Genomic DNA, 23,876 nt, shown 5'->3' with positions numbered 1-23,876 from the left:
CGGACCAGCGCGCCGGAGGCTTTGCCCGATGGGCAGAGCAGTGGGAATAAAAAACCGGAGGCTCCGCCCACTGGGCAGGGGCCTGGAAATATGAATCCAAGTGCTCTGCCCATCGGGCGGTGGCCTTGGCGCGTTGGTCCGGGCGCTCTGCCCCTTTGCCTGGCCACCCGCTATAAATCGGGCTCCCGCAGCAGCGCCGCGTATTGTGCGGGCGTGTCCACATCGAGCAGGCCGGCTGGAAAATCCACGCGTTCCACTGCCGGCCCGTGGCTGGCAATGAGCCGGCCCGCGCCCGCTTGGCCCTGCAGCTTCAGCAACTCCGGAAACACGGTTTCGGTGAACACGGCGGGCACGCCCAGCGTGTCGCCATACGCGGCGGCCACGATGGGCGCCTGGGTTTGCCGTTGTTGCTGCACCAGTTGCCGCAGCAATTCCGGCGTCAGCAGCGGCTGGTCGCTGAGCATGATGACGACGGCCGCCGGCTTCGCGGCCTGCACCGCCGCCAGGCCCGCGCGGATGGAGGAGGCCATGCCCGTTTCCCAGTCCGGATTGTGCACGGTTCGGATAGGTAGGCCAGCTACCTCGGTTGCCAAAGCTTCATTTAGAGCGCCCGTTACTAGCACAATGGGGCCGCAGCCGCTGGCCACGGCCGTTTCGGCGGCGTGGCGGAGCAGGGTACGGCCGCGGTAGGGCAGGAGCTGCTTGGGCCGGCCCATGCGGGTGGAGGCGCCGGCGGCCAGGAGGAGGAGGGCGGTGGGGGTAGGCATTGAAAATGGAACTGTCATTCTGAGTGCAGCGAAGGACCTTCTCACGTTGAAACGACTTGTTCAACCGCGATAAGGTCCTTCGCTGCACTCAGGATGACAGCCGGATAAACCGACAGGTGGGTAAACTTACACTGCCTTAGTGCCCAGAATTTTATCTGGCGTGATGGGCAAGTCGCGCACGCGCTTGCCGGTGGCGTGAAACACGGCGTTGGCCACGGCGGCCGACACGCCCACCATCGAAATCTCGCCGATGCCCTTCACGCCCATGGCGTTGATGTAGGGGTCGTGCTCGTCGATGAATTCCACGGTCATGTCCGGGATGTCGGCGTTCACGGGAATGTGGTAGTCGCCGAGGTCGGCGTTGGTGTAGCGGGCGTAATGCGGGTCGCGGGCGGTGGCCTCCATCAGGGCCGCGCCGATGCCGAAGATGCTGCCCCCAATAATCTGACTGCGGGCCGTTTTGGCGTTTAGAATGCGGCCGGCGCCGTGCACGCTCACCCAGCGCGTGACGCGCACGGTACCCAAATCGGGGTCCACCTGCACTTCGCAGAAGTGCGCGCCGAAGGAGTGCATCGAGTGCTTGGCTTCCGATTCGGTGTTGTTCTGGGGGCCGGCGGGGTTGCTGGGGCGGCCGGTTTCGTAGCCCGCGCCGTACTTGCCCTGGCCGGTGCCCTCCACGTCGTCCAGGCCGGCACGCTTCATCAGGGCCATGAAATCTTCGCCCTTGGAAGCATTTTTCTTTAATTGCAAACGGCCTTTTTCCACCGCCACGTCTTCGGCTTTGGCCTGGAAAAGCGGCGATTTGGGGTCTTTGATGGCCATTTTGGTGAGGCGCTCCCACACGTCTTGCGCGGCCATGTAGACGGACGACGACACCGTGCCCGCCGCCACCGAGCCACCCGAGTTGGGCGCCGTGGGCAGCTTGGTATCGCCCAGCTCGAAGCGGATTTTGTCGGGCGCCAAGCCTAGCGAGTCGGCTGCCACCTGCGTCATCACGGTGTAGGTGCCGGTTCCGAGGTCGGTGGCGCCCGCCTGCACCACGGCGTGGCCGTCGGCGTAGAGGCGCACGCGGGCGGTGCCTTGGGAATTGTGCACCGGGTAGCTGGCCGTGGCCATGCCGTAGCCCACCAGCAGGCGGCCGTTGCGGGTGGCGCCGGCTTTGGGGTTGCGCTTGCTCCAGCCGAACAGCTCGGCGCCGCGGGCGTAGCACTGGCGCAGGCTTTTGCTGCTCCAGGGCTGGCCGGTGCTGGGGTCTTTTTCGGCGTAGTTCCGCAGCCGGATTTCAAGGGGGTCAATGCCGAGCTGGTAAGCCAAATCATCCATCGAGCACTCGATGGCGAACGAGCCCGGCGCCTCGCCGGGGGCGCGGGTGAAGGTGGACGTCATCACGTTGGCTCGGCCCAGCTGGTAGTGCGACTCGAACGTGGGGCAGTCGTACAGCAGGTTGATGATTTTGCTGTTGGCCTCGGCGTAGTTGTCCCAGGGCGAGGTGGTGGAAGTTTTCTCGTGGATGAGGGCCAGCAGCTTGCCTTCCTTGCTCGCACCCAAGGTTAGGGTCTGGGTCTGGTCTTCGCGGTGGCCCATGCTCGTGAATTGCTGCTTGCGCGAGAGCACCAGCTTCACCGGCCGGCCCACGGCTTTGGCGGCCTGCACTGTGAGTACGGTGTGCGGCCAGCACGAGCCCTTGCAGCCAAACCCGCCGCCCAGAAACTTGGTAATGACGCGCACCTGGTCCTGCGGCAAACCCAGGTAGGCCGACAGCGACTTCTGCGTGCGCGTCACGCCCTGGGTCGACTCATACACCGTCACGCGGTCGGGCGCTTCCCAAATGGCAGTGGTGGAACCGGGCTCCATGGGGTTGTGGTGGTTGATGGCGTGGGTGTACACGGCCGTCATCTTGATGGGCGCGCTGGCCAGGGCGGCCCGGGCGTCGCCGCGGCGGGTGTAGCCGTCAGCCTTGCCGTCCTGAATTTTCTCGGGGTTGAACAGCTCGGCCCGCTTGTCGGTGTAGGCCGCAATGGGCGCCTCGGCGGCATAGCTCACGCGCACCAGGGCGGCGGCCTGGGTGGCGCGCTCAAAGGTGTCGGCCACAATTAGCGCCACCGGCTGGCCGGCATAATGAATGACGTCCGACGTCATCGGCAGGAAGCCCATGGGCGCGCCAATGGCCTTTTTGCCCTCGGGGTCGTTGGGCGTTTTCGCCAGTTTGGGCAGGTTGAGGTGGGTGAGAATCTGGACCACGCCGGGTTCCTTCAGCGCCAGGCTGGTATCGATGCTTTGGATGCGGCCTTTGGCAATGTCGCTGGTTTTGAGCACGCCGTACACCAGGCCTGGCAGTGGGTATTCAGCGGAATATTTGGCCTTGCCCATCACCTTGTCGCGGCCGTCCACGCGGTTCAGCGGCTGGCCCACCACGCCGGGCGTGGGGGAGGTTTCAAAAAAAGCGGGTTCGTTTTCCATGACCGTTTGATATTGGTTAGAACGACCCGGCAGGCCGTCATGCAGAGCGCAGCGAAGCATCTTTACCGCTTCGTTGTCTCGATTGATTTACTTCCGAGGTAGAGATGCTTCGCTGCGCTCTGCATGACGACCTGAGGGAACCGTTCAGCCTACGCCGCCGACAATTCCAGCAGCGCCCGCACCAGCGTGTTCTGGGCCAACTCTACTTTGAAACGGTTTTGCTCGCGCGGCTGGGCATCGCGCACGGCCGCGGCGGCCGCGGCCCGGAAGGTGGCTTCGGTAGCCGGGGCACCGGTCAGAATTTTCTCGGCCGCCACCGAGCGCCAGGGCTTGGTGCCCACACCGCCCAGCGCCACCCGCGCCGAGCGAATCTGTCCGCCCTGCACATCCAGCCCCACCGCCGCCGAAGCCAGCGCGAAGGCATACGAGGCCCGGTCGCGCACCTTCAAGTACATCGACTTGCGGGCGTGCGCGGCCGCCGGTATCGTCACGGATACAATCAGCTCGCCGGGCTCCAGCACCGTTTCGCGCTGGGGCGTGGTGCCGGGTACCACGTGAAAATCGACCAGCGGCACGCGGCGTTGCTTGCCTTTGGCGTTTTCCAGCAGCAGCACTGCATCGAGGGCCGCGAGGGCCACGCTGAGGTCGCCGGGATGGGTGGCAATGCAGGCTTTGCTGCCGCCGAGGATGGCCAAGTTACGGTTTTCGCCGTCCTGGGCCGGGCAGCCCGAGCCGGGGTTGCGCTTGTTGCACGGAAACGCCACGTCGCGGAAGTAGCCGCAGCGGGTGCGTTGCAGCAAATTGCCGCCGATGCTGGCCATGTTGCGCAGCTGTGGCGAGGCGGCTTGCAGCAGCGACTGCGACACAGCCGGATAGTTCTGCACCACCAGCGGGTGTTCGCCCACGTCGCTCATGCGCTCCAGCGCGCCGATGCGCAGGCCGTCGGCCGTCTGCTCAATGCCCTTGAAGGGTACCAGGTTGATGTCGACCAGCTGGCTGTGGTTTTCCACGTTCAGCTTCATCAAATCGAGTAGCGTGGTGCCGCCGGCGATGAAGGCGGCGCCTTTAGTGCCGGTCACGGCGGCCGTGGCGTCTTTGGCCTGCGCGGTCTGGAGGTAGGAGAAGTTGTTCATAACTCGCTTCTGATTACAGAAAAAACGTCATGTCGAGCGCAGTCGAGACATCTCGCGTGCATCGTCTGACGATTGATTTACTCTGGCACGCGAGATGTCTCGGCTGCGCTCGACATGACGGGCTAATACACACCCTATTACTACCCCTTAAACCCGCTCTTTTCCACCTCGCGAATGGCGGCCACAATGTTGGGATAAGCGCCGCAGCGGCAGAGGTTGCCGCTCAGCCATTCGCGCACGTCGCCGTCGGTTTTGGCGTGGCCTTCCTTGAGGCAGGCCACGCCCGACATGAGCTGGCCCGGCGTGCAGTACCCGCACTGGAAGCCGTCGTGGTCGAGAAACGCTTGCTGCAGCGGGTGCAGTTCTTCGCCTTTGGCCAGACCCTCCACGGTCGTAATTTCCTTGCCCTGCGCCATCACGGCCAGCGTGAGGCAGCTGTTCACGCGGCGGCCGTCCACCAGCACGGTGCAGGCGCCGCACTGGCCGTGGTCGCAACCTTTTTTGGAGCCGGTCAGGTCGAGGTGTTCGCGCAGCGCATCGAGCAAACTCACCCGCGGCTCGGCCTTGATGGTGCGCACGGCACCGTTCACCTTGAGGCGCATCTCGCTCACGCCTTCCACCTTTTTGGACATGGCCGTGAGGCGCTCGGCCTGGCCCATCAGCGGCGGCGCCAGGGCCAGCCCCAGCAGCCCCGAGGCCTGTTTCATGAACGTGCGGCGGCCGTCGTTAGACGGAAGCTCGTCGGAACCCGTGGGGGAGGGGGTTAAATCGTCAGTCATAGCGCTGGGGAGTTGGCTGGACTGATACTACTTGATTCGGGCAGGAATTGTTGGCAGAAGGCCTCAGCTTATTTGCCGGATAACGAATGGATTAAATAGCGAACTATGGTGAGGCTCCAATATTTCAGACCACAGCTGAAGCACCCGGTGCTTCCTCATTTCAACAGCAACCTTGCAGCGGGATTAAAGCACTACGCAACCCGGCTGGCAAGCCTTAGCGCTAAATCCGAAGCCTATTCAAAGCGTAGATAAGGCCGCATCTTCTCAATGTCCGCCGGCTTCAGAACCGGGACCTGCTTCAAATCCTCCACCGTCTTAAAGGGCCCGTGCTGTTGCCGGTAGGCCACAATCAGGCGCGCCCGCGGCTTGCCGATGTAGGGCTGCAAATACATTTCATCGAAGGTGGCCGTGTTCACGTTCAGCGTTTTGGGGGCAAAGCTGGGCGAAACAAACGTGTATTTCTTGAGGCTGTCGCGCAGGTCGGGCGCATCGCGCAGCACAAATACTTCGTCGAGCTGGTCTTTCCGCAGGTAGCCGCCCAACTGGTTACGGTACTTCACCACCCACCGGGCCCGGCCTGCGCCAATGCCGCGAATCTGCATCAGCTGGGTGGTGTCGGCCTGGTTCAGGTCGAAGGGCTGGAGGTTGCGGGGCTTGCGTGGAAACTTGCTGGCCGTGGCGTCGCCTGCGGCAAATGGCGGGAACTTGCCGTCCGGTCCCGGCTGGTTGGCGGCGTAGTCGCGCCTGGGCGCTTCGTCGGGCAGCTGCATGAACGGGGCCAGCCGCTGGTACACGGAGTCTTCCAGCCCGTACATTTTCTTCACCTGCGCCTTGGCCTTGAAGCCGCCGGCGGCCTGGCCGTATTTCACCATGCGGGCCGCCACAAAGTGCGGCACACCGCGCGCCTCCCAGCCTTCGGCCGTCAATTGGTTGGGGTCGAAGGGCGCCAGTTTTACCTGCGCCACCACCGGGTAGCGCGGGCCACGGCGCTCAAATTTCTGGTACTCGCGTTTGGGGTAGCGGGAGGCAAAGCCCTGCTCCATCGTGCGGTGGTCTTTGAGCTGCGCGGCCATTTCGTTCACGCCTTTCTGGTCGGCTGCGGGCAGGTACACGGGCAGCTCGGGCCGCAGCACAACGGGTGCCACAATGGTCAGCAGCATCAGCGCCAGCAGGCCGGCCAGCCCCTTGGCCTCGCCGCGCGAGTAGCCGAAGGAGCGGCGCACCCAGCGCATGGGGCGCGAGTCGGCCCAGGACCAGCGGGGGCGGGGAGGGGAGGGAACTGCCATGCGCGGGCGGGGCCGGCGGGCGGCTCCAGGGGGGTAGAAGGAGAGCAGAAAGCCAGTTCTTTAGGCTGGCACTGCGCAATGATAGGAATAAATCTATCAGTTCTGCTACCCCGCAGTTCGGCTACCCCGGCGGGGGCGCGCTGCCCCGGGCCTAGCTGCGCGTGCGGTTGGTGCTGGGCGTGCGGTTCACCTTGCGGGCGGGGCCGGGGCGCTTCACCGTGACGGGCACGGGACCGCCCGGCAGCCTGGTTTCCGAAGATATCCAGCCGTATACCAGCTTTAACGCCTCGGGAGAGAAGACGGCCTGCGGGGCCGCGTTCACCAGCGGCCACTGGGCCGGCGGGGCCTGAAACAGGTGGTTCACGCCGTTGAGCTTGTAGGAAGTGGCCGTGCGCTTGGCGTGGCGCAGGGCCTTGTAGAGCGGCGCCATGTTGCGCCGAACCGACACCTGCAAGTCGGCGGTGCCGTTGAGCAGCAGCACCGAGCACTGCACCTTGTCGAGCTTGGCCTGCGGGTCAAAGTCGAAGAAATAGCGGGCCCAGGGCGAGGTGAGCTGCACGGCGCGGGCGCGGGCCATGCTGCCGTCGAGGCCCATGTTGGCGCCGGCCAGCAGCGCGGCCACCTTGGTGCGGGCCGCGGCATTGTCGGGCGTCTGGCGGATGACGTTCACCGTGCGCTGGTACACGTCCTGCGCGGCTTTCACCTGGGCCGGGTCGGCGCCGATGAGGCGCATGATTTCGCCCTGCTGGCGCAGCAGCACGTCGTAGCCCGTTTGGCCGTAGCCCGCCAGCGACACCACAAACGCCGGGGCCCGGCCCGGCCCGGCCGCGGCCAGCAGGGCCACGTTGGCGCCCTCGCCGTGGCCCAGCAAGCCCACGCGGTGCGCCGACACCAGCGGGCTGGTGCGCAGGTACGCCAGCGCCGCCTGGGCATCGGTCACCAGGTCGGCGGTGGTGGCGTTGGCGTAGGTGCCGCCCGACTTGCCCACGCCGCGGTCGTCGAAGCGCAGCACGGCCACGCCGTGGCGGGTGAGGTAGTCGGCCAGCTGGCCAAACATGCGATAGCCGGGCACTTCTACCTCGCGGCTCTGCGGGCCCGAGTCGGAGAGCAGCACCACGCCCGCGAAGGGGCCTTCGCCGGCCGGCACCGTGAGCGTGCCAGCCAGGCGCTGCTTGGTGGCGGGGTTGGTGAAGGTGATGTCGGTTTGGCGGTAGGGCGGCGCGGCTTTGAATTTGGTGGCGGCCTGCGCCGATGCCATGGCCCGCTTCAGCACCATGGGCGCCGTCACGCCGGGTTGCTTCCAGGTGCCGCTGAGGGTGGCGCCCTCGTCCTGAATTTTCCCCACGAAGCTGCTTCCCGCCTGCTCAATGCGCAAGGTGAGGTTGTCGTCTTTCACTTCCACATCCACCGGCATGCGGCTGATGCGCTGCTGGGGGGCGTCGAGGGCCGCGTAGTAAGTGCCGTTGGTGAGCGGCACAATGGTAATAACGATGGTGATTTCGCCCCCCAGCAGCTTCAAGGGGCCTCGCCACTGGCCGTTGAGCGGGGCCGGGACCGGCGGAGCCGCCAGTGCCCCGGAGAACGGGATAATCGAAACCAGCAAAAACAACGCGGCTTGTATAAATCGTATCATGGAATCAGACAATAAAACGGAGGCTGAATAGCTTATTAAAGCAAAGCTAAACTGAAAAGTACAACAAAGATTAGGGCGAATGCCTAACGAAGAACTTTAATTCAGCCGGTTTTGAAATAAAAAAGGCCGCTCAAGCGGAGCAGCCTTCAGGGGCAAATTCCAGACTTAGCCCTCGGCTACTTCCTGGTGTGTTGCGCTATCCAGTCGCCGATAAGCCGGAGGGCTGCCGGCGAAAAAGTCTCTTCGATAGTGCCGTACTCATCCGGCCCGCCGGTGTTGGCCGTTTGAAAAAGATGATTCAGGCCGGGCAATTCCTTCGCCGTCACGTCGCGGTTGCCGCCGGCTTTTAAGGCCGCTGCCGTGGCGGCCAGGTTGGGGGTGGCGGGCACCTGCACGTCCTTGCTGCCGCCCAACGCCAGCACCGGGCAGTGCACCTTGGGCAGGGTTTGGGCCGGGCGGTCGGCCAGCAAGTGGCGGTAGAAGGGCGAAGTGGCCACATCGATTTGCGCCTCTACCTGGGCCAGAAAAGCAGGGTCGGTGGAGTTGCCATGATTGAGGAGTGGGCGCAGCTTGGCGCGGGCCTGGGCGTTGTCGGGGTTCTGCTCCACAACTTGTATGACTTGCCGCTGGGCCTTTTCCACGGACAGTAATTGCACGGCGTCGACCCCGCTCAGCTTGGCCAGCCCCAGCACCTGCTGCACTATCAGCTCATCGCCGGCAATGCCGGGCGCCGCCAGCAGCACCAGAAAATCGGGCCCGGCCGGCTGAATGGCAGCCCCAATGGCCGCCGTGCCGCCTTCGCTGTGGCCCAGCGCGCCCACCTGGTTTTTGCGAATGCCTGGCTGGGCGCGCAGCCAAGTCAGGGCGGCCTGGGCGTCGGTGGTGTAGTCGGCGCTGGTCAGGCCTTGTTGGGTGCCGCCGCTCTGGCCCACGCCGCGGTCATCGAAGCGCAGCACGGCCACGCCGTGGCGGGTGAGGTAGTCGGCCAGCACCGCGAAAGGCTGGTGGCCGAAGATGGTTTCGTTGCGGTCTTCGGGGCCCGAACCGGTGAGGAGCACCACAGCGGGAAAAGGACCTTTGTCGGCCGGTACGGTGTAGGTGCCGGCCAGGGTCACGCCGGCTTTTTCGTTGCGGAAGGTGACGTCGGCCGACTGGTAGGGGAAGGGCGGCTGCGGCGTTTGGGGGCGGCGCGCCGCCGGTTTGGCCGCTCCTCCGCGGGTGAGGGTGAGCGGAAATGCCCGCAGGCCCTGCTGCCACTCGCCCACCAGCTGCTGGCCATCGGCCGAGCGGCGGCCGGCGAACTGAGCGGTGGGCTGGGCCAGGCGCAGGTACACGCTGTCGTCCGGCGCGGTGAACTGAATGGGCAGGCCTTTCGCACCTTGCGCCGGGATGTCGAGCGTGGCCGTGCGTGGGCCGGTGGCCGGGTCGGTGAGGTGCAGGATGAAATCGATGGGTCCGACTGCGCCTGTCCAGTCGCCGGTGAGGCTGGGCCGGGCCGTTTGGGCGCAGGCACCGAAGCTGCTGAGCAGCGCGGCAGCGGCGGCAAGGCAAAGGCGAAGGAGCGTGGACATAGGGGAAGATGAGTTATGATGCCAAGACGCTTCGATGAATTTTAAATTGCTCTAAAAGCTCACGGCGAGGCTCACTTTTTTTTGATTTGCTGGCAACTGCGACAACGCATAAAGTGCATTGGCAACGCAATCGGCTGCGCTATAATGAGTGCCAATAAAAACGGACTGTCCATTATAAGAGGCGAGGGTGCTCGAACCCTTTTCTGGTTTTGTGTTAGAAATGAGAAAACGTTTTTTGCCAGCTTTGTCTGGCAATGGAAGGTGAAGGTTCGGATTAGTAGCCAGCACCAAGCAACATACCTCAAGTAGTATGTCCTTCCAAGTAAAAACAGAATTGATATTGCCGTTAGGAAGCCTGAGCTTCTCAGGTTTTTGGCCAGGCTTAAGTGAGGGCAGATGTAGCTGGGCTAAATCGGTGAAGTCATCATTACGATTCTTCTTTAAAACTGCAATACGTGCTTGCTGCGCCTGAGCAACGTCTTTAGTAGATACTAAGGCTGATGAATTACTTTTAGCAGGTCCGCTCGAAACTGTGGTTATACCATGTCCGCTTTGGGCTGCGTCGAGCCATTGTATGAGTTGCAAAGCACAGTAAATGGTGTCGTCTTCGAGCAAGTTGAAGTGAAAGTCGGAAGCAGAATGGCCGGGTTTAAACTCGCGGTAGAAGTGCCAATTAATGCCGTCAGACAGAACGACTTTTAACACGTCGAATCCAAAAGCATAACTCAATAATTGTTGTACAACAGCGAATTTCTCTAGGTTTGAACCTAAGCATTTGGCCTCTAATAAGAGGTCAATTTTGCCAGCAGAGTTGTTTAGAGCATAATCTGCTCTCCAAGCTGTGTTAATGGTTTTTTCTGGCTCAACCATTTGCACGTTTTCGGTATCCCAGCCCAATGCACGTAAGACGGGTTCGATGAGTGCAGCACGAGTGGCAGCTTCACTTTTACGCAGCATTTCAGCATGGACCTGAGCCGAGGCGCGAACAGTTAATAGAACCTGATGTAGCCCGGCAAGTGGGCTTGTAATGGACATGAATTGGCTGAACCTGATTGAATGAAAAGATGCGAACCGTAATGTTAAGGAAAGGAACCCGTATTTGATTGAGTTGCCCCTCTCGCCAAAGCCGTACCTTCGCAACCCCAGCAATTGCCCGCGGCCGAAACCTTCCGGCCCCTCCGCGCTGTTAGTTCGTTTATGCCCAAAAAAGACGCTTTGCAAGTTTCGGCGCCGTCCGACAACGCCATTGACCACCTCGACCCACGCGAATTCATCCTCATCAAAAACGCCCGGGTTCACAACCTCAAAAACCTCAGCGTGGCCCTGCCGCGCAACCAGTTCATCGTCGTGACGGGTCTCTCGGGCTCGGGCAAATCCAGTCTGGCCTTCGATACCTTGTATGCGGAGGGCCAGCGCATGTACGTGGAAAGCCTGAGCAGCTACGCCCGCCAGTTTCTGGGCCGCATGGACAAGCCCGACGTGGACTACATCCGCGGCATCTCGCCGGCCATTGCCATCGAGCAGAAGGTCAGCATTAAGAACAACCGCTCGACGGTGGGCACCAGCACCGAGATTTACGACTACCTCAAGCTGCTGTTTGCGCGGGTGGGCAAGACGTTTTCGCCCGAAAGCGGCGAGCAGGTGCGCAAAGACAACGTGGCCGATGTGGTGGATTTTATGGCCGGCTTGCCCGACGGGACCAAGGCCATGATTCTGGCCCCGCTGCACCGCGCCGACAAAACCCGGCCCATGAGCAAGGAGCTGGATTTGCTGCTGCAAAAGGGCTACAGCCGTGTGGTGGTGGACGGGGTGACTTCGCAAATCGAAGACCTGATAGGGGAGGGACAGCCTGAAGTAAAGGGCGACGTCTACATCATGATTGACCGGGCCGTGCTGCGCCCGAACGACGAGGACCTGCTCTTTCGCCTGTCCGACTCGGTGCAAACGGCGTTTTTTGAGGGCCACGGCACCTGCGTGCTGCGCCTGAACGAGGACGAGTCGCGGACCTTCTCCGACAAGTTCGAGCTCGACGGCCTCACCTTCGAGGAACCCAGCGTCAACTTCTTCTCCTTCAACAACCCCTACGGCGCCTGCCAGACCTGCGAGGGCTTCGGCTCGGTGCTGGGCATTGACGAGGACTTGGTGATTCCGGACAAGAGCCTGACGGTGTACGAAGGCGCCATCGCGCCGTGGCGCACCGAAAAGCAGGGCGAGTGGCTGAAGCCCCTGCTGAAAAACGGCATCCGCTTCGACTTCCCCATTCACCGCCCCTACAACGAGCTCAGCGAAGCCGAGCAGCGCCTGCTCTGGACCGGCAACAAGTTCTTCCAGGGCCTGAACGCCTACTTCAAGTGGGTGAGCGAGCAAACCCACAAAATCCAGTACCGCGTGCTGCAAAGCCGCTACCGGGGCCGCACCACCTGCCCCGACTGCCGCGGCACCCGCTTGCGCAAAGACGCGCAATACGTGAAAATCGACGGCCGCAACATCGCCGACATCGTGCTGCTGCCCATCTCGGAGGCGCTGGCGTTTTTCGAAAACATGAGCCTGAGCGAGCACGACGCCAAAGTGGCCGAGCGCCTCGTGACGGAAATCACCAACCGCCTCGGCTACCTCAACCGCGTGGGGCTGGGCTATTTGACGTTGAACCGCCTGAGCAACACGCTGAGCGGCGGCGAAAGCCAGCGCATCTCGCTGGCCACCTCGCTGGGCTCGGCCCTGGTGGGCTCGATGTATGTGCTTGATGAGCCCAGCATCGGCCTGCACCCCAAGGATGCCGAGCAGCTCATCGGCGTGCTGCGCTCGCTGCAGCAACTCGGCAACACCGTGGTGGTGGTGGAGCACGAAGAAAAGATGATGGAAGCCGCCGACCAGATTATCGACATCGGCCCCGAAGCCGGCAGCGGGGGCGGCAACCTCATGTTTCAGGGCACCATGGCGCAGCTGCTGCAGGACACCGAAACCTACACCGGCCAGTACCTGAGCGGCAAAATGGAGGTGCCCGTGCCCAAGGTGCGCCGCCCCTGGCGCAACGCCCTGGAACTGACCGGTGCCCGCGAAAATAACCTCAAAAACGTGAGCGTGAAGGTGCCGCTGGGCGTGATGACCGTGGTAACCGGCGTGTCCGGCTCGGGCAAGTCCACGCTCATCAAGCGCATTTTGGCGCCGGCCCTGATGAAGCAACTGGGGGGCGGCGCGGGCGAAAGCACCGGCAAGTTCGACCGCCTGACGGGCGTGAACGGGCAGGTCACGCACGTCGAGTTCGTAGACCAGAACCCCATTGGCAAATCGTCGCGCTCCAATCCGGTGACCTACGTGAAGGCCTACGACCAGATTCGGACGCTCTTCTCGGAGCAGCCACTGGCCAAGGCACGGGGCCTCAAGCCCTCGCACTTCAGCTTTAACGTGGACGGTGGGCGCTGCGAAGTGTGTCAGGGCGAGGGCCAGGTGAAAATCGAGATGCAGTTCATGGCCGACATTTACCTGACCTGCGAAGGCTGCGGCGGCCACAAATTCAAGCAGGACATTCTGGAAATAAAATTTCAGGAAAAGGGCATCGACGACGTGCTGGAAATGACCGTGACCGACGCCGTGGAGTTCTTCAAAAGCCAGCCCAAAGTAGCCGAGCGCCTCAAGCCGCTCGAAGACGTGGGCCTGGGCTACATCCGGCTGGGGCAGTCGGCCAACACGTTGAGCGGCGGCGAAGCCCAGCGCGTGAAGCTGGCTTCGTTCCTCACCAAAGGCGCTACCCTTCAGCAAGATAAAATTTTGTTTATCTTCGACGAGCCCAGCACCGGCCTGCACTTCCACGACATCAGCAAGCTGCTGACGGCCCTGAACGCGCTGGTGGAGCAGGGCAATTCAGTGCTCATCATCGAGCACAACGTTGACATTATTAAGTGCGCCGACTGGCTCATCGACCTCGGCCCCGAAGGCGGCCTCAACGGCGGGCACCTGCTGTTTGAAGGCACGCCGGAAGAGCTGGTAAAGCTGAAGGATACCAATCATACTGCGCGGTTTTTGGCCGAGAAAGTGTAACGTTGTGGTCCCAAGCGGCTACCCGTAAGCAACGGAGCGGCGGGGGCATCCGGTTTATGTCCGGATGCCCCCGAGGCTTACGGCGGGCCGGTTGGGCAGCCCCGCGCCTAATCCGCCTTGCCGATAGGTACGTAGATACTTGATTCCCACCCCTGTCTTCGTATGCCCGCCACCGTCACCGCTCCCGACCATTACGCCGCGCCAAACCTCACGACCACCGGCCGGGCCTGGCGCTGGCTGACTGCCCTGGCCATCTGGGGCACCATTTTCCTGAACTATTACGCCAACACCCACCCCTTCAACGGCCAGACCATGGGGCAGGTGTCGGCCAAGTACCCCACGCTGCTCACGCCGGCGGGCTATGCGTTCGGCATCTGGGGGCTGATTTTCCTGGGTTTGCTGGTGTATTCGGTGTGGCAGTTGCTGCCGGCCCAGCAGAAGCTGTCGCTGCCCGACGCCGTGGCCCGGCCGCTCGTCCTGGCCTGCGTGGCCACCAGCGCCTGGGTGGTGCTGTTTGCCTACGAAATGATTTTGCCCAGCGTGGGCGTGATGTTGCTGTTGCTGGGTTGCCTCATTGTGACCTATGGCCGGGCCCGCCGCCGCATTTTTGCCGACGCGGCCCCGGTGTTGGTGGGCGTGCCTTTTTCGCTTTTTTTGGGCTGGATATCGGTGGCTTCGGCCATCAACATCACCGTCGGGATGCGATACTTGGGCTGGCAAACCGCTGAGGGTCTTTCCGTGGTGCTGGTTATGATGCTGTTTTTCGTGCTGGTGGCGCTGGCCTTGCTGATGAGCCGCATTTTCCGCGACCTGGTGTTCCCGTTGGTGGTGGCCTGGGCGCTGGTGGCCATTTGGGTGGTGCGGCTGCGCGAGGTGCCGGAACTGGGCTGGGCCGCCCTGGCGGCGGCCACGGTGGTAGCCATTGCCGGCGTGGTGCTCTCGCGCCTGGGCGGGCGCAAAACGCCCTGGCAGCTGCGCGACGAGGCCGCCGCCGCCATCGAAGCCGAGATTGCCGCCCGCAAAGCCGCGCGCAACGACTAGCCCATACCCCGAAGCGCGGCTTCGGCTTACCCGGCCAATTTATTCCCACAGGCGTATGCGCCGCTTCGGGGTGCTTGGCTTGGCGTAGCTTTGCGGGCACATCCCACCACATTCGCCCCGCTTAGTATGCGCCAAAACCTCGTTGCCGGCAACTGGAAAATGAATCTGACCTACCCCGAGGCCCAGGCCCTGGTGCAGGAAATCGTTAGCCTGGCCGGCGCCAATGCCGCCGGAGCCAACGGCCCCGAAATCGTGATTTGCCCGCCCTTCCCGCTGCTGCACGGCGTGGGCCAGGCCTTGCCGCAGGGCAGCAAATTTCACCTGGGCGCGCAAAACTGCCACCAGAAAGAAAGCGGCGCCTTCACCGGCGAAGTCTCGGCCAAGCTACTGGCGTCGGTGGGCTGCGAGTACGTGATTCTGGGCCACTCCGAGCGCCGCCAGTACTTCCGGGAAGACGATGAGCTGCTGAGCCAGAAGCTGAAAGCCGCGCTGGCCGCCGGGCTGAAGCCCATTTTCTGCGTGGGCGAGTCGCTGGACACCCGCGAGGCCGACGAAACCTTCGACTTCATCGGCAAGCAGCTTGCCGACGGCCTGTTCCACCTCTCCAACGAGGAGTTTGACCAGGTCACCGTTGCCTACGAGCCCATCTGGGCCATTGGCACGGGCCGCACCGCCACCAGCGCCCAGGCGCAGGAAGTGCACGCCTTCATCCGCGAGCGCATTGCCCGGGCCTACGACGCCCAGGCCGCCCTCGACACCACCATTCTCTACGGCGGCTCGGCCAATGCCCAGAACGCGCGGGAGCTTTTTGCCCAGCCCGACGTTGACGGCGGACTGATTGGCGGCGCGGCCCTGAAAGCGGCCGACTTCACGACCATCATTCAGTCGTTCTAATCGTGGCGCGATAGTAGCGTGCGCGCTATCGTTGGCGCTACTGTCGGCGCTGCTTATTCCTGCTGCTATGTTCTTTTCTTTTCTCCTGACCGCCGTTTTGGCGCTGGGCCCAGCCCAGCCGGCGGTCCTGGCTTCGCCCGCGGTGGCCCGCGTGCGGGCCGCCGGTCCGCTGGAGCCCTGCAAGATATTCGGCTCGGTGTACCTCGAAACCGACCCCAGCCGCCGCGGCTACTGCCACGGCACGGTGTACGTGGAGCCCGAAGAAGCCTTCGCCGATGTGCTCGTGTTCAAAGAAAACAACAAGCTTTTTGCCGACAAAGCCGGCCTCTGGGCCGACGCGCCCGCCCGCGACTTTGCCGACTATGTGCTGCTGGTGGTCACGGACCGCAGCCGGGCCGATTTTAGCATTCACTACACCAAAGTGCGCTCCTTTGCCGGCTGCAAGACTAATTGAGTTGAGAGTTAGGAGTTAAGAGTTGAAATCCCAACTGCGGGTTTCCAATTCCTAACTCTTAACTCCTAACTCTTAATTCAACCCAAATGGATTTTATTGAACTGACCGTGGAAGCCCCGCGCGAGCTGGCCGACATTCTCGTGGCCGAACTGGCCGAAGTGGGTTTTGACACCTTTGAGGACAACGACGCGGGCTTCTGCGCCTACACCACCGAAGACGCCTTCAACCCCGACGCGGTGGAGGAAATAATGGCCCGCTACTCCGGCATCGGCGACTTAAACCACTCGCACCGCGTCATCACGCGTCGGAACTGGAACGCCGAGTGGGAGAAGAACTTCCAGCCGCTCGTCATCGCGGAGCGGGTGTCGGTGCGGGCGCCGTTTCACCCCGAGCCGGCGGGTGTCGATTACGACATCGTGATTATGCCGCGTATGTCCTTTGGCACGGGCCACCACGAAACCACGGCTTTGATGATTGAAAACCAGCTCGATGTGGACCACAAAGGCCTGCGCGTGCTGGACATGGGCACCGGCACCGGCATCCTGGCCATCATGGCCGAAATGCTGGGCGCCCGCCAGGTGCTGGCCGTGGACACCGAGCCCTGGACCGTGGAAAACGCTCGCGACAACGCCGCCGAAAACCAGTGCCACAACATCGAGTGCCGCCTGGGCGGCGTGGAAACGCTGGCCCAGGAAGCGCCCTTCGACCTGATTCTGGCCAACATCAACCGCAACGTGTTGCTGGAAGACATGCACGAGTACGCCCGCCTGCTGCCCGGCGGCCGGCCCATCCTGTTCAGTGGCTTTTACGAAGAGGACCTGCCCAAAATCACGGCCGAGGCCGAAAAGCACGGCCTGCGCTACCAGCGCCACCGCACCTTGCGCAGCTGGGTGTCGGCCATTTTTGAGAAAGAGTAGCATGAGGGTTCGGTGAAGGGTGCAAAATGGCATCGTTCCCGGCATCGATTGCGCGAATAAAATCCCATTCGGCGGGGCAATAGGGGAGGGGAGGGGCGTAAGTTTAAGTGGGAATCGGCGGGCGGCTGTGGCGTTTTGGCGCTTGCACAGCCCGCTAGTTCTCGCTCAGACTCCCAACCCCTTCGCAATGATTTCTTTTTCCGCAACTCCTTTTTCTCGTTTCTCGCGGGCTCGTCTTGGCGTGGCCGTGCTGGCTGCGCTGGGCGGCCTGGCCACCGCGCCCGCGCAGGCGCAGCAACTATCTTTTCCGGGCGTGGAAGGCGCGGGCCGCTTTGTGAGCGGCGGCCGGGGCAAGGCGGCCGTGCCCACCACGGTGTATGAGGTGACGAGCCTGGCCGACACCAACACGCCGGGCACCCTGCGCTACGCCCTCAGCCAGTCGGCCACGGTGGCGCCCTACCGCACCGTCGTGTTTCGGGTGTGCGGCACCATTCACCTCACGGCCCGGCTGAACATTCCGGCCAACACCACCGTGGCGGGCCAGACCGCGCCCGGCGACGGCATCTGCGTGGCCGACCGGCAGGTGACGGTGAACGGCAGCAACGTCATCGTCCGCTTTGTGCGCTTCCGCACCGGCGACCGGTACCCGCAGCAAACCGGCATCGGCATGACCAACGGCAACGGCGACGAGGACGCCCTGAGCAGCCAGGAACGCAAAAACATCGTGATTGACCACTGCACCATGAGCTGGAGCATGGACGAAGCCTTCACCTTCTACGGCGCGGCCACCGACTCGATGACCTTGCAGTGGAACCTGATTTCGGAGCCGCTGAACTACTCCTACCACTTCGAAACCGGCGACGCCGACTACGAGCGCCACGGCTACGGCGGCATCTGGGGCGGCCGGCGGGCCTCGTTCCACCACAACCTGTTTGCCCACTGTAGCAGCCGCACCCCGCGCTGGAACGGCACCCGCTACGGCGCCACCATCGGCTCCGAGAACTGCGACTTCCGCAACAACGTCATCTACAACTGGGGCACCGGCGCCAACGCCTACGGCGGCGAAGGCGGGAACTACAACATGGTGAACAACTACTACAAGTACGGCCCCAACAGCGGCACCAGCACCAGCGGCCGCTCCCGCGTCTTCAACCCCTATAAGCAAACCACCGCCCCGGTGCTGCCCTACGCGCAGGTGTACCTGGCCGGCAACTACGTGGACGGCAACCCCACCGTGACCAACCGCAACTGGCTGGGCGTGACCATGCAAGGCGGCAGCCTGGCCGATACTGTGCAATCGAAGGTGAGCACGCCCTTCCCCATTGCGCCCCTCAACACCCAGACGGCCACCGCGGCCTACGCCGCCGTGCTGCAGGGCGTGGGCTGTGTGCTGCCCGCCCGCGACGCCGTGGACCAGCGCATCATCCAGGACGTGCAGAACCGTACCGGGGCCATCATCGACGTGCAGGGTGGCTACCCGCACGGCACGCCCATCAGCACTTCGGAAGGGGCCTGGCCCGTACTCAACTGCGGCCCCGCGCCCGCCGACTCGGACCACGACGGCATGCCCGACGCCTACGAAGCCGCCAACGGCCTGAACCCCAACAACGCCGCCGACCGCCAAACCCTGGCCGCCAATGGCTACACCAACCTCGAAAACTACCTCAACGGCATTGTGGCCGTGATTTCGGGCACCCGGCCCACCGGTGCCACCGTCGAGCCGTTGCACCTGTTCCCGAATCCCGCCGCCGCGCAGCTCACCGTGGAGCACCCCCGCGCCAGCGCCACCGCCCGCCTCACGGTCTACAACTTCGTGGGCCAGCGCGTGGCCTCGTTCGCGCCCGCCGCGGGCGGCCTGAATACGCCCGTCGACCTCGGCGCCCTGGCCAAAGGCAACTACCTGGTGGTGTACACCGACGCCGCCGTGCGCCTGACGGCCAAGTGCACCCACGAATAGGCGAAACGGATACTAACCAGCAAGGCCCCGAAGATGCTCTTTGAGTATTTTCGGGGCCTTTGCTATTTGTGGCCAGACGGGCCTGCTAACTAAGGCTTACGCGCTGCAACAGCGTGCGTGCCAAAAGTAAATTATGCCTACTTTGCTGCGCACCCTGCCGGCCGGGCAGGACAGCTACCGTTTCGTAGTGGATGGCAAACCCCAGGCCCCGCATCATTTCATCGTGCAATGAACCTGTCCATGAACACGAGCCGGGGACGCTCTGCAGGCCCCGGCTCGTACCATTTTCGATGCCTCAGATTAGCCGGCTGGCTGCTGTTGCTGCTGTGCGGCCTGCGTGGGCATGCCCAGCGCATTACGCGGGAAAAAATTGTTAACCGCAGCAGTACACTTCCGTACGTTGGCGCTTTGTACACGCCGGCGGGCGCGCTGCTGCTCACCCACGCCACGTCGCGTCCGGTGCCCACCATCTTCGGACACTATTTTCAGCTGGTATCACGGCAATTAGATTCTTTGGGCAGTGGTCCCGTGGTACCCAATTCCGAATGGCAATCACGGGCCACCGTGCTTGCGCCCACGAGCGGCTACGCGGTGGCCACTACTTTGGCGAGCCCCAACTGGCCGGCCGAGCGAACAGACCTGGCGTTTTACCGTTATGGCAACCCTCTGGCTTTGCCGCGCCTGAGCCGCATTCAGGACCTGGACGGGGGCAGCAACGACTACAGCACCGACATTCTGGCGGCCCCGAATGGCTATTTCATCAGTGCCCAGGTGGGAAACCGGGCCATTCGAAAACTTTTCCGATTGCTCCGAACCGATACGGCCGGGGCCATCCTTTGGCAACGGAATTACGGGGTGGGCGTCAATGATTTTATCACCGGCATGCGCTACACGGCCGACGGCAACTTAGTGCTGGCCGGGCAAAGCTCGGCGGGCCCCAACAACGACCTGCGCCTGCGGCTGCTGTTGGTTAATCAGCAAGGCGACTCGTTGGCCGGCTTGCAGTACGCCTACCCGCCGTCCGCCCCCACTGGTAACGTGCGAGCCAATGGAGCATTTGAAGACCGGCTCCTGGCCCTGCGAAACGGCCATTTTGCTTTGCTGGCCGAATTCGACACGACCGGGGCCACGTATTCGATGCTGCTGAACGTGGACCGTCGCCTGCAGCCGCGGTGGCAGTACATTTTCCGCGCCCCGCCCTTGTTTGGCGTGAGCCGCCGCATGTTTTTTGCCGGGGCCTGCGAGCTGCGCGACAGCTCGGTGCTGGTGCTGGCCACCAACCAAAATAGCTCGGGCCACAACAACCCCTTCTACCTGCTGCGGCTGGACGGGGCCACGGGGCAGCTGCGCAACACTTACCCGCTGCTGAGCAACCTCTGCGCCCAGTTTCACGCCACCAAAATGCTGCCCGACGGCGACAGTGCCCTCTTTGTGCTGGGCACCTGCGTGGGGGGCACGGGTGGGGGCACCTACGCGGCCCACATCAGCCTGCGGGGGCTGCCGGGCGTGGTGCCGCCGCCGGCCGTGCTCGCCCAGCGGCCCGCCCTACGGCCGCAGCTGGAAACCCTCTACCCCAATCCCGCCGATGCCTCCGCCACGCTTACCTATCGCTGCCCGCCGGGCCTGACCGGCGCGGGCACCCTGCGGGTACGCGACGTGCTAGGCCGTGAGGTGCAGCGCCTGCCCGTGCCCGCCCGCCCCACCGGCATGCTGCCGCTGCCGCTGGCCACCCTAGCCAGTGGGCTCTACCTGTGCGAGTTGAGCTGGCCCGGCCAGCCGCCCGCCACCCGCAAGCTGCTGGTGCGGCACTAGCTGCGCCGCGGCATCTCTTCCTTTTCACGATAACCCAATCATGGCCATGCCCTCTGCTACTCTTTCCCGCGTTGCCCTTGCCTTGCTGCTATGGGCCGTAAGGCTTGCGCCCGCCACGGCCCAGGCGCCTCTGAACGATGACCCCTGCGGCGCCATCGTGCTGACCCGTAGCGGCAACCTGTGCACCAGCCCCACGGTGGGCACCAACGCCGGCGCCACCACCACGGTGGTCAGCGGCCACGCCAACCCCACGCCGGGCTGTGGCGGCGGGCCACAACCCCGCGACGTGTGGTACGCGTTTCAGACGGCCGCCACTGGCCTGGCCAGCTTCGGGGCCACCCTCACCGTGACGGGCCACCCCGCCGGGCAGCTGCGCCTCTACGCCGCCCCCAACTGCACGGGGCCCTTCACGTTGGTGGAATGCAGCGCCGCTACTACCTCCAACACCGCTGCCCCGCGCCTAGTGACGGGCGCGCTGCAAGCCAATCGCTACTACTACGTGGCCGTGAACGGCTACGCCGATGCCGACCAGCCCGGCGCCTTCACCATTTGCCTCACCGACGGCCCCGGCGCCCCAGTGTGCGGCGCCCCGTATTTCCTGGGCTCGGGCTCGGTGAATGCCACTTCGGCCCAGATTGGGTTTCAGCCGGGTGCCAACGGCGCCGGGCCCTACCAGGCGGTGCTCACGGGCGGCGGCACCACCCAAACCGTGTCGGTGGCCGCTTCACCGCTGCAGCTTACCGGCCTGTTGCCCGCCACTACCTACCAACTCACCCTCACCGGCCAATGCGCCAGCGGCGGTGCCACACCCAGCGTCGGCTTTTCCTTCACCACCCCCACGGCTTATTGCCTGGCGGGGCTGGGCGGCAGTTGCAGCGGCAACTACATCACCGGCTTTGCCCTCCTCAACACCTCGCTCAACAACTCGACGCAGCTTATGCCCTGCGAGGACGGACGCGGCGCGGGCACACCCACGCTGCCGGCCTACACGTACTACGCCCCGGCCAGCCGGCCCTCCTACACCGCCACGCTGCTGGCCGGTGCTACTTACCAAACCGCAGTGAGCGCCGACGGCAACAGCAGCGTCTCGGCCTGGCTGGACAGCAACCAGGACGGCGCCTTTGATGCCTCCGAGTGGACCCAACTGGCGGTGTCTACTCAAAACGGACAGCCCACCATTGCCACACTCATCGTGCCCGCTACGGCGCTGCCCGGCCCCACGGGCCTGCGCATCCGCAGCCGAACGGCCGGCAGCCCGAACACGGCCGGAGCACCGTGCGCAAATTTTAATTCCGGCGAAGTCGAGGATTATACGGTAACGGTTGCCCTGCCCACTGCCACCCGGCCCGTCGGCGCTGTGCCCGCGCCGCTGCACCTCTACCCCAACCCCGCCGCCGGACAGTTGACCGTGGAACACCCCCGCGCCAGTGCCGCCGCCCGCCTCACGGTCTACAACTTCGTGGGCCGGCGCGTGGCCTCGTTCACGCCCGCCGCGGGCGGCCTGAATACGCCGGTTGACCTCGGGCCATTGGCCAAAGGCAACTACCTGGTGGTGTACACCGACGCCGCCGTGCGCCTGACGGCCAAGTGCACCCACGAGTAGGCTGAGTTTTCTGGGATAGAAAAGCCAGTCATGCAGAGCGCCAGCGAAGCATCTTTACCGCAAGGGTAATTTGATTTACTGCTGCGGTAAAGATGCTTCGCTGGCGCTCTGCATGACGGGCTGATATTCTTATTACTACACCGCCAGCTTCGGCACGGCCGCCGACGACTCGCGCACCACCAGCGTGGTGGGCAGCTTCATGGTGCTCGGGCCGGTGCTTTTGTGCTTGCGCTCGATGAGCTCGATGAGCCGCTCGGCGGCGAGCTGGCCGATTTCCTGGGCCGGCTGGGTCACGGTGCTCAGGGGAGGGTTAAGCAGGTGCGCCGACTGCGAGTTGGTGAAGCTGAGCAGCGACACCTGGCCGGGCACGTCGATGCCGCGCTGGCGCAGCGCGGCCAGGCAGCCCAGGGCCAGCCGGTCGCTGGCCGTAAAAAACGCGTCCGGGGGCGGGGAGAGGGCCAGCAGCTCGTCCACCAGCGGCAGGGCCTCGTCGGGGCCGAAGGTGCCGTAGCGCACCAGGCTTTCATCGAAGGGCACGCCGTATTGTTCCAGAGCGGCGCGGTAGCCGGCCAGCCGTTCCTGCGTGATGCTCAGGTAGGGCGGAATGGTGAGGTGGGCAATGCGCCGCCGCCCCGTCTGGAGCAGGTGCGACGTGGCCGCGTAGGCCCCGCCAAAGTTGTCGGCCACCACCTGCGTCACGTCCAGCTCGGGCGCCACGCGGTCGAACAGCACCAGCGGCATGCCTTGGTCAATCAGGGCTTTGAGGTGCTTCACGTCGGAAGTTTCGCTGCTCAGCGAGAGCAGCAGGCCGTCTACGCGGCGCGACACGGCCTGCTGCACGTTGGCCACTTCGCGCTCGTAGCTTTCGTGGGTTTGGAAGATGATGACGTGGTAGCCGCGGTTGTAGGCAATGGCCTCGATGCCATTAATGGCCTGCGAAAAGAAGTTGTTCGCAATCTGGGGCACTATCACGGCCAGGGCCTTGCTGCTGCTGCCCTTCAGGCTGAGGGCAATGGGGTTAGGGCGGTAGTTGAGGCGCTCGGCGTACTCCATCACCAGCCGCTTGGTTTCGGGGCTGATTTCGTAGCTGTCGCGCAAGGCCCGGGACACCGTCGACGTCGACAGGTTGAGGGCGTGCGCAATGTCCTTGATGGTGACCGGGTCCAAGCGCTTGGGGGTTGGGAGTGAAAATATCGGCAACGGCCCGCGACGCCCGCTGGCCCAAGACTGGACCGAAGCAGCGCCCCGAATGGTTCCGGCCGCCGCGCCCCCGGCCCCAATCCGCACCACGAACCGGGCTGCCGGGGCCGCTGTTTGCCCTTTTGGAAGCCGTAACCGGCCCAAATCTATTACAAGAGTAACGAAAATCCGACTAGGAAGCCGCCCATTGTCGCCCCGGGGCCGCCAGAGCCCGCCAAAAAAGCGGCCGGGCGCTGGCCCGAACCGCGGCTTGCTTCACGGCATCACCATCTTTGTGTTATAATCTCGCGGCGGGCCCTGGCAACGGTCCCGCTCTTTCCCGACCGAAAAC

17 protein-coding genes are annotated in these 23,876 nt (G+C 63.8%); 8 read left to right on the top strand and 9 right to left on the bottom strand.

Annotated features, from left to right (window positions below; genetic code table 11):
- Positions 1–170: 170 nt before the first annotated feature.
- From I2H31_RS12030 to I2H31_RS11995, 8 genes are all read right to left on the bottom strand, one after another.
- Positions 171–767, bottom strand: a complete 597-nt coding sequence (locus I2H31_RS12030; RefSeq protein WP_196293287.1) for a nucleotidyltransferase family protein — start codon at positions 765–767, stop codon at positions 171–173.
- Between the two features lie 126 nt (positions 768–893).
- Positions 894–3,227, bottom strand: a complete 2,334-nt coding sequence (locus tag I2H31_RS12025) for a xanthine dehydrogenase family protein molybdopterin-binding subunit (RefSeq protein WP_196293286.1) — start codon at positions 3,225–3,227, stop codon at positions 894–896.
- 149 nt (positions 3,228–3,376) lie between these two features.
- Positions 3,377–4,360, bottom strand: coding sequence for an FAD binding domain-containing protein (locus I2H31_RS12020; RefSeq protein WP_196293285.1), 984 nt, complete (start codon positions 4,358–4,360; stop codon positions 3,377–3,379).
- Between the two features lie 140 nt (positions 4,361–4,500).
- Positions 4,501–5,139, bottom strand: coding sequence for a (2Fe-2S)-binding protein (locus I2H31_RS12015; protein ID WP_196293284.1), 639 nt, complete (start codon positions 5,137–5,139; stop codon positions 4,501–4,503).
- A 233-nt stretch (positions 5,140–5,372) separates the two neighbouring features.
- On the bottom strand, positions 5,373–6,425 hold the full coding sequence (locus I2H31_RS12010; RefSeq protein ID WP_196293283.1) for a ComEA family DNA-binding protein: 1,053 nt from the start codon (positions 6,423–6,425) through the stop codon (positions 5,373–5,375).
- A gap of 151 nt (positions 6,426–6,576) precedes the next feature.
- Positions 6,577–8,058, bottom strand: coding sequence for an alpha/beta hydrolase family protein (locus I2H31_RS12005; protein WP_196293282.1), 1,482 nt, complete (start codon positions 8,056–8,058; stop codon positions 6,577–6,579).
- A gap of 176 nt (positions 8,059–8,234) precedes the next feature.
- Positions 8,235–9,629, bottom strand: coding sequence for an alpha/beta fold hydrolase (locus tag I2H31_RS12000; RefSeq protein ID WP_196293281.1), 1,395 nt, complete (start codon positions 9,627–9,629; stop codon positions 8,235–8,237).
- 51 nt (positions 9,630–9,680) lie between these two features.
- Positions 9,681–10,664, bottom strand: coding sequence for a hypothetical protein (locus I2H31_RS11995; RefSeq protein ID WP_196293280.1), 984 nt, complete (start codon positions 10,662–10,664; stop codon positions 9,681–9,683).
- A 162-nt stretch (positions 10,665–10,826) separates the two neighbouring features.
- Here I2H31_RS11995 and uvrA point away from each other — a divergent pair, with 162 nt between their 5' ends.
- The 8 genes from uvrA to I2H31_RS11955 all read left to right on the top strand — a co-directional run bounded on the left by uvrA (position 10,827) and on the right by I2H31_RS11955 (position 22,345).
- Positions 10,827–13,667, top strand: coding sequence for an excinuclease ABC subunit UvrA (gene uvrA, locus I2H31_RS11990; RefSeq protein WP_196293279.1), 2,841 nt, complete (start codon positions 10,827–10,829; stop codon positions 13,665–13,667).
- 162 nt (positions 13,668–13,829) lie between these two features.
- The gene (locus I2H31_RS11985) at positions 13,830–14,708 is read left to right on the top strand and encodes a hypothetical protein (protein WP_196293278.1); all 879 of its coding nucleotides are present in this window, start codon (positions 13,830–13,832) and stop codon (positions 14,706–14,708) included.
- 126 nt (positions 14,709–14,834) lie between these two features.
- Entirely contained in the window at positions 14,835–15,602 is a 768-nt protein-coding gene (tpiA, locus tag I2H31_RS11980; protein ID WP_196293277.1) for a triose-phosphate isomerase, read from the top strand.
- Between the two features lie 67 nt (positions 15,603–15,669).
- Positions 15,670–16,056 carry a hypothetical protein gene (locus I2H31_RS11975; RefSeq protein ID WP_230687725.1) on the top strand — a complete coding sequence of 129 codons (387 nt, stop codon included), beginning with the start codon at positions 15,670–15,672 and terminating at the stop codon, positions 16,054–16,056.
- A gap of 86 nt (positions 16,057–16,142) precedes the next feature.
- Positions 16,143–16,973, top strand: a complete 831-nt coding sequence (gene prmA / locus I2H31_RS11970; RefSeq protein WP_196293276.1) for a 50S ribosomal protein L11 methyltransferase — start codon at positions 16,143–16,145, stop codon at positions 16,971–16,973.
- 187 nt (positions 16,974–17,160) lie between these two features.
- Positions 17,161–18,930 (top strand): pectate lyase family protein, encoded by a 1,770-nt coding sequence (locus I2H31_RS11965; RefSeq protein WP_196293275.1) that lies wholly within the window; start codon positions 17,161–17,163, stop codon positions 18,928–18,930.
- A gap of 408 nt (positions 18,931–19,338) precedes the next feature.
- Positions 19,339–20,742, top strand: coding sequence for a T9SS type A sorting domain-containing protein (locus I2H31_RS11960; RefSeq protein WP_196293274.1), 1,404 nt, complete (start codon positions 19,339–19,341; stop codon positions 20,740–20,742).
- Between the two features lie 40 nt (positions 20,743–20,782).
- Complete coding sequence (locus I2H31_RS11955) at positions 20,783–22,345, top strand: GEVED domain-containing protein (RefSeq protein WP_196293273.1); 1,563 nt, start codon at positions 20,783–20,785, stop codon at positions 22,343–22,345.
- A 135-nt stretch (positions 22,346–22,480) separates the two neighbouring features.
- On the opposite strand, the gene I2H31_RS11950 is transcribed toward I2H31_RS11955, so the two are convergent.
- Positions 22,481–23,512: a LacI family DNA-binding transcriptional regulator gene (locus I2H31_RS11950; RefSeq protein ID WP_196293272.1), complete on the bottom strand. Its 1,032-nt coding sequence runs from the start codon at positions 23,510–23,512 to the stop codon at positions 22,481–22,483.
- Between the last annotated feature and the right edge of the window lie 364 nt (positions 23,513–23,876).

Origin of the sequence: Hymenobacter ruricola, assembly GCF_015694525.1 — a bacterium.
Taxonomy (GTDB): domain Bacteria; phylum Bacteroidota; class Bacteroidia; order Cytophagales; family Hymenobacteraceae; genus Hymenobacter; species Hymenobacter ruricola.
This window is presented reverse-complemented; position numbering and strand designations above follow the sequence as displayed.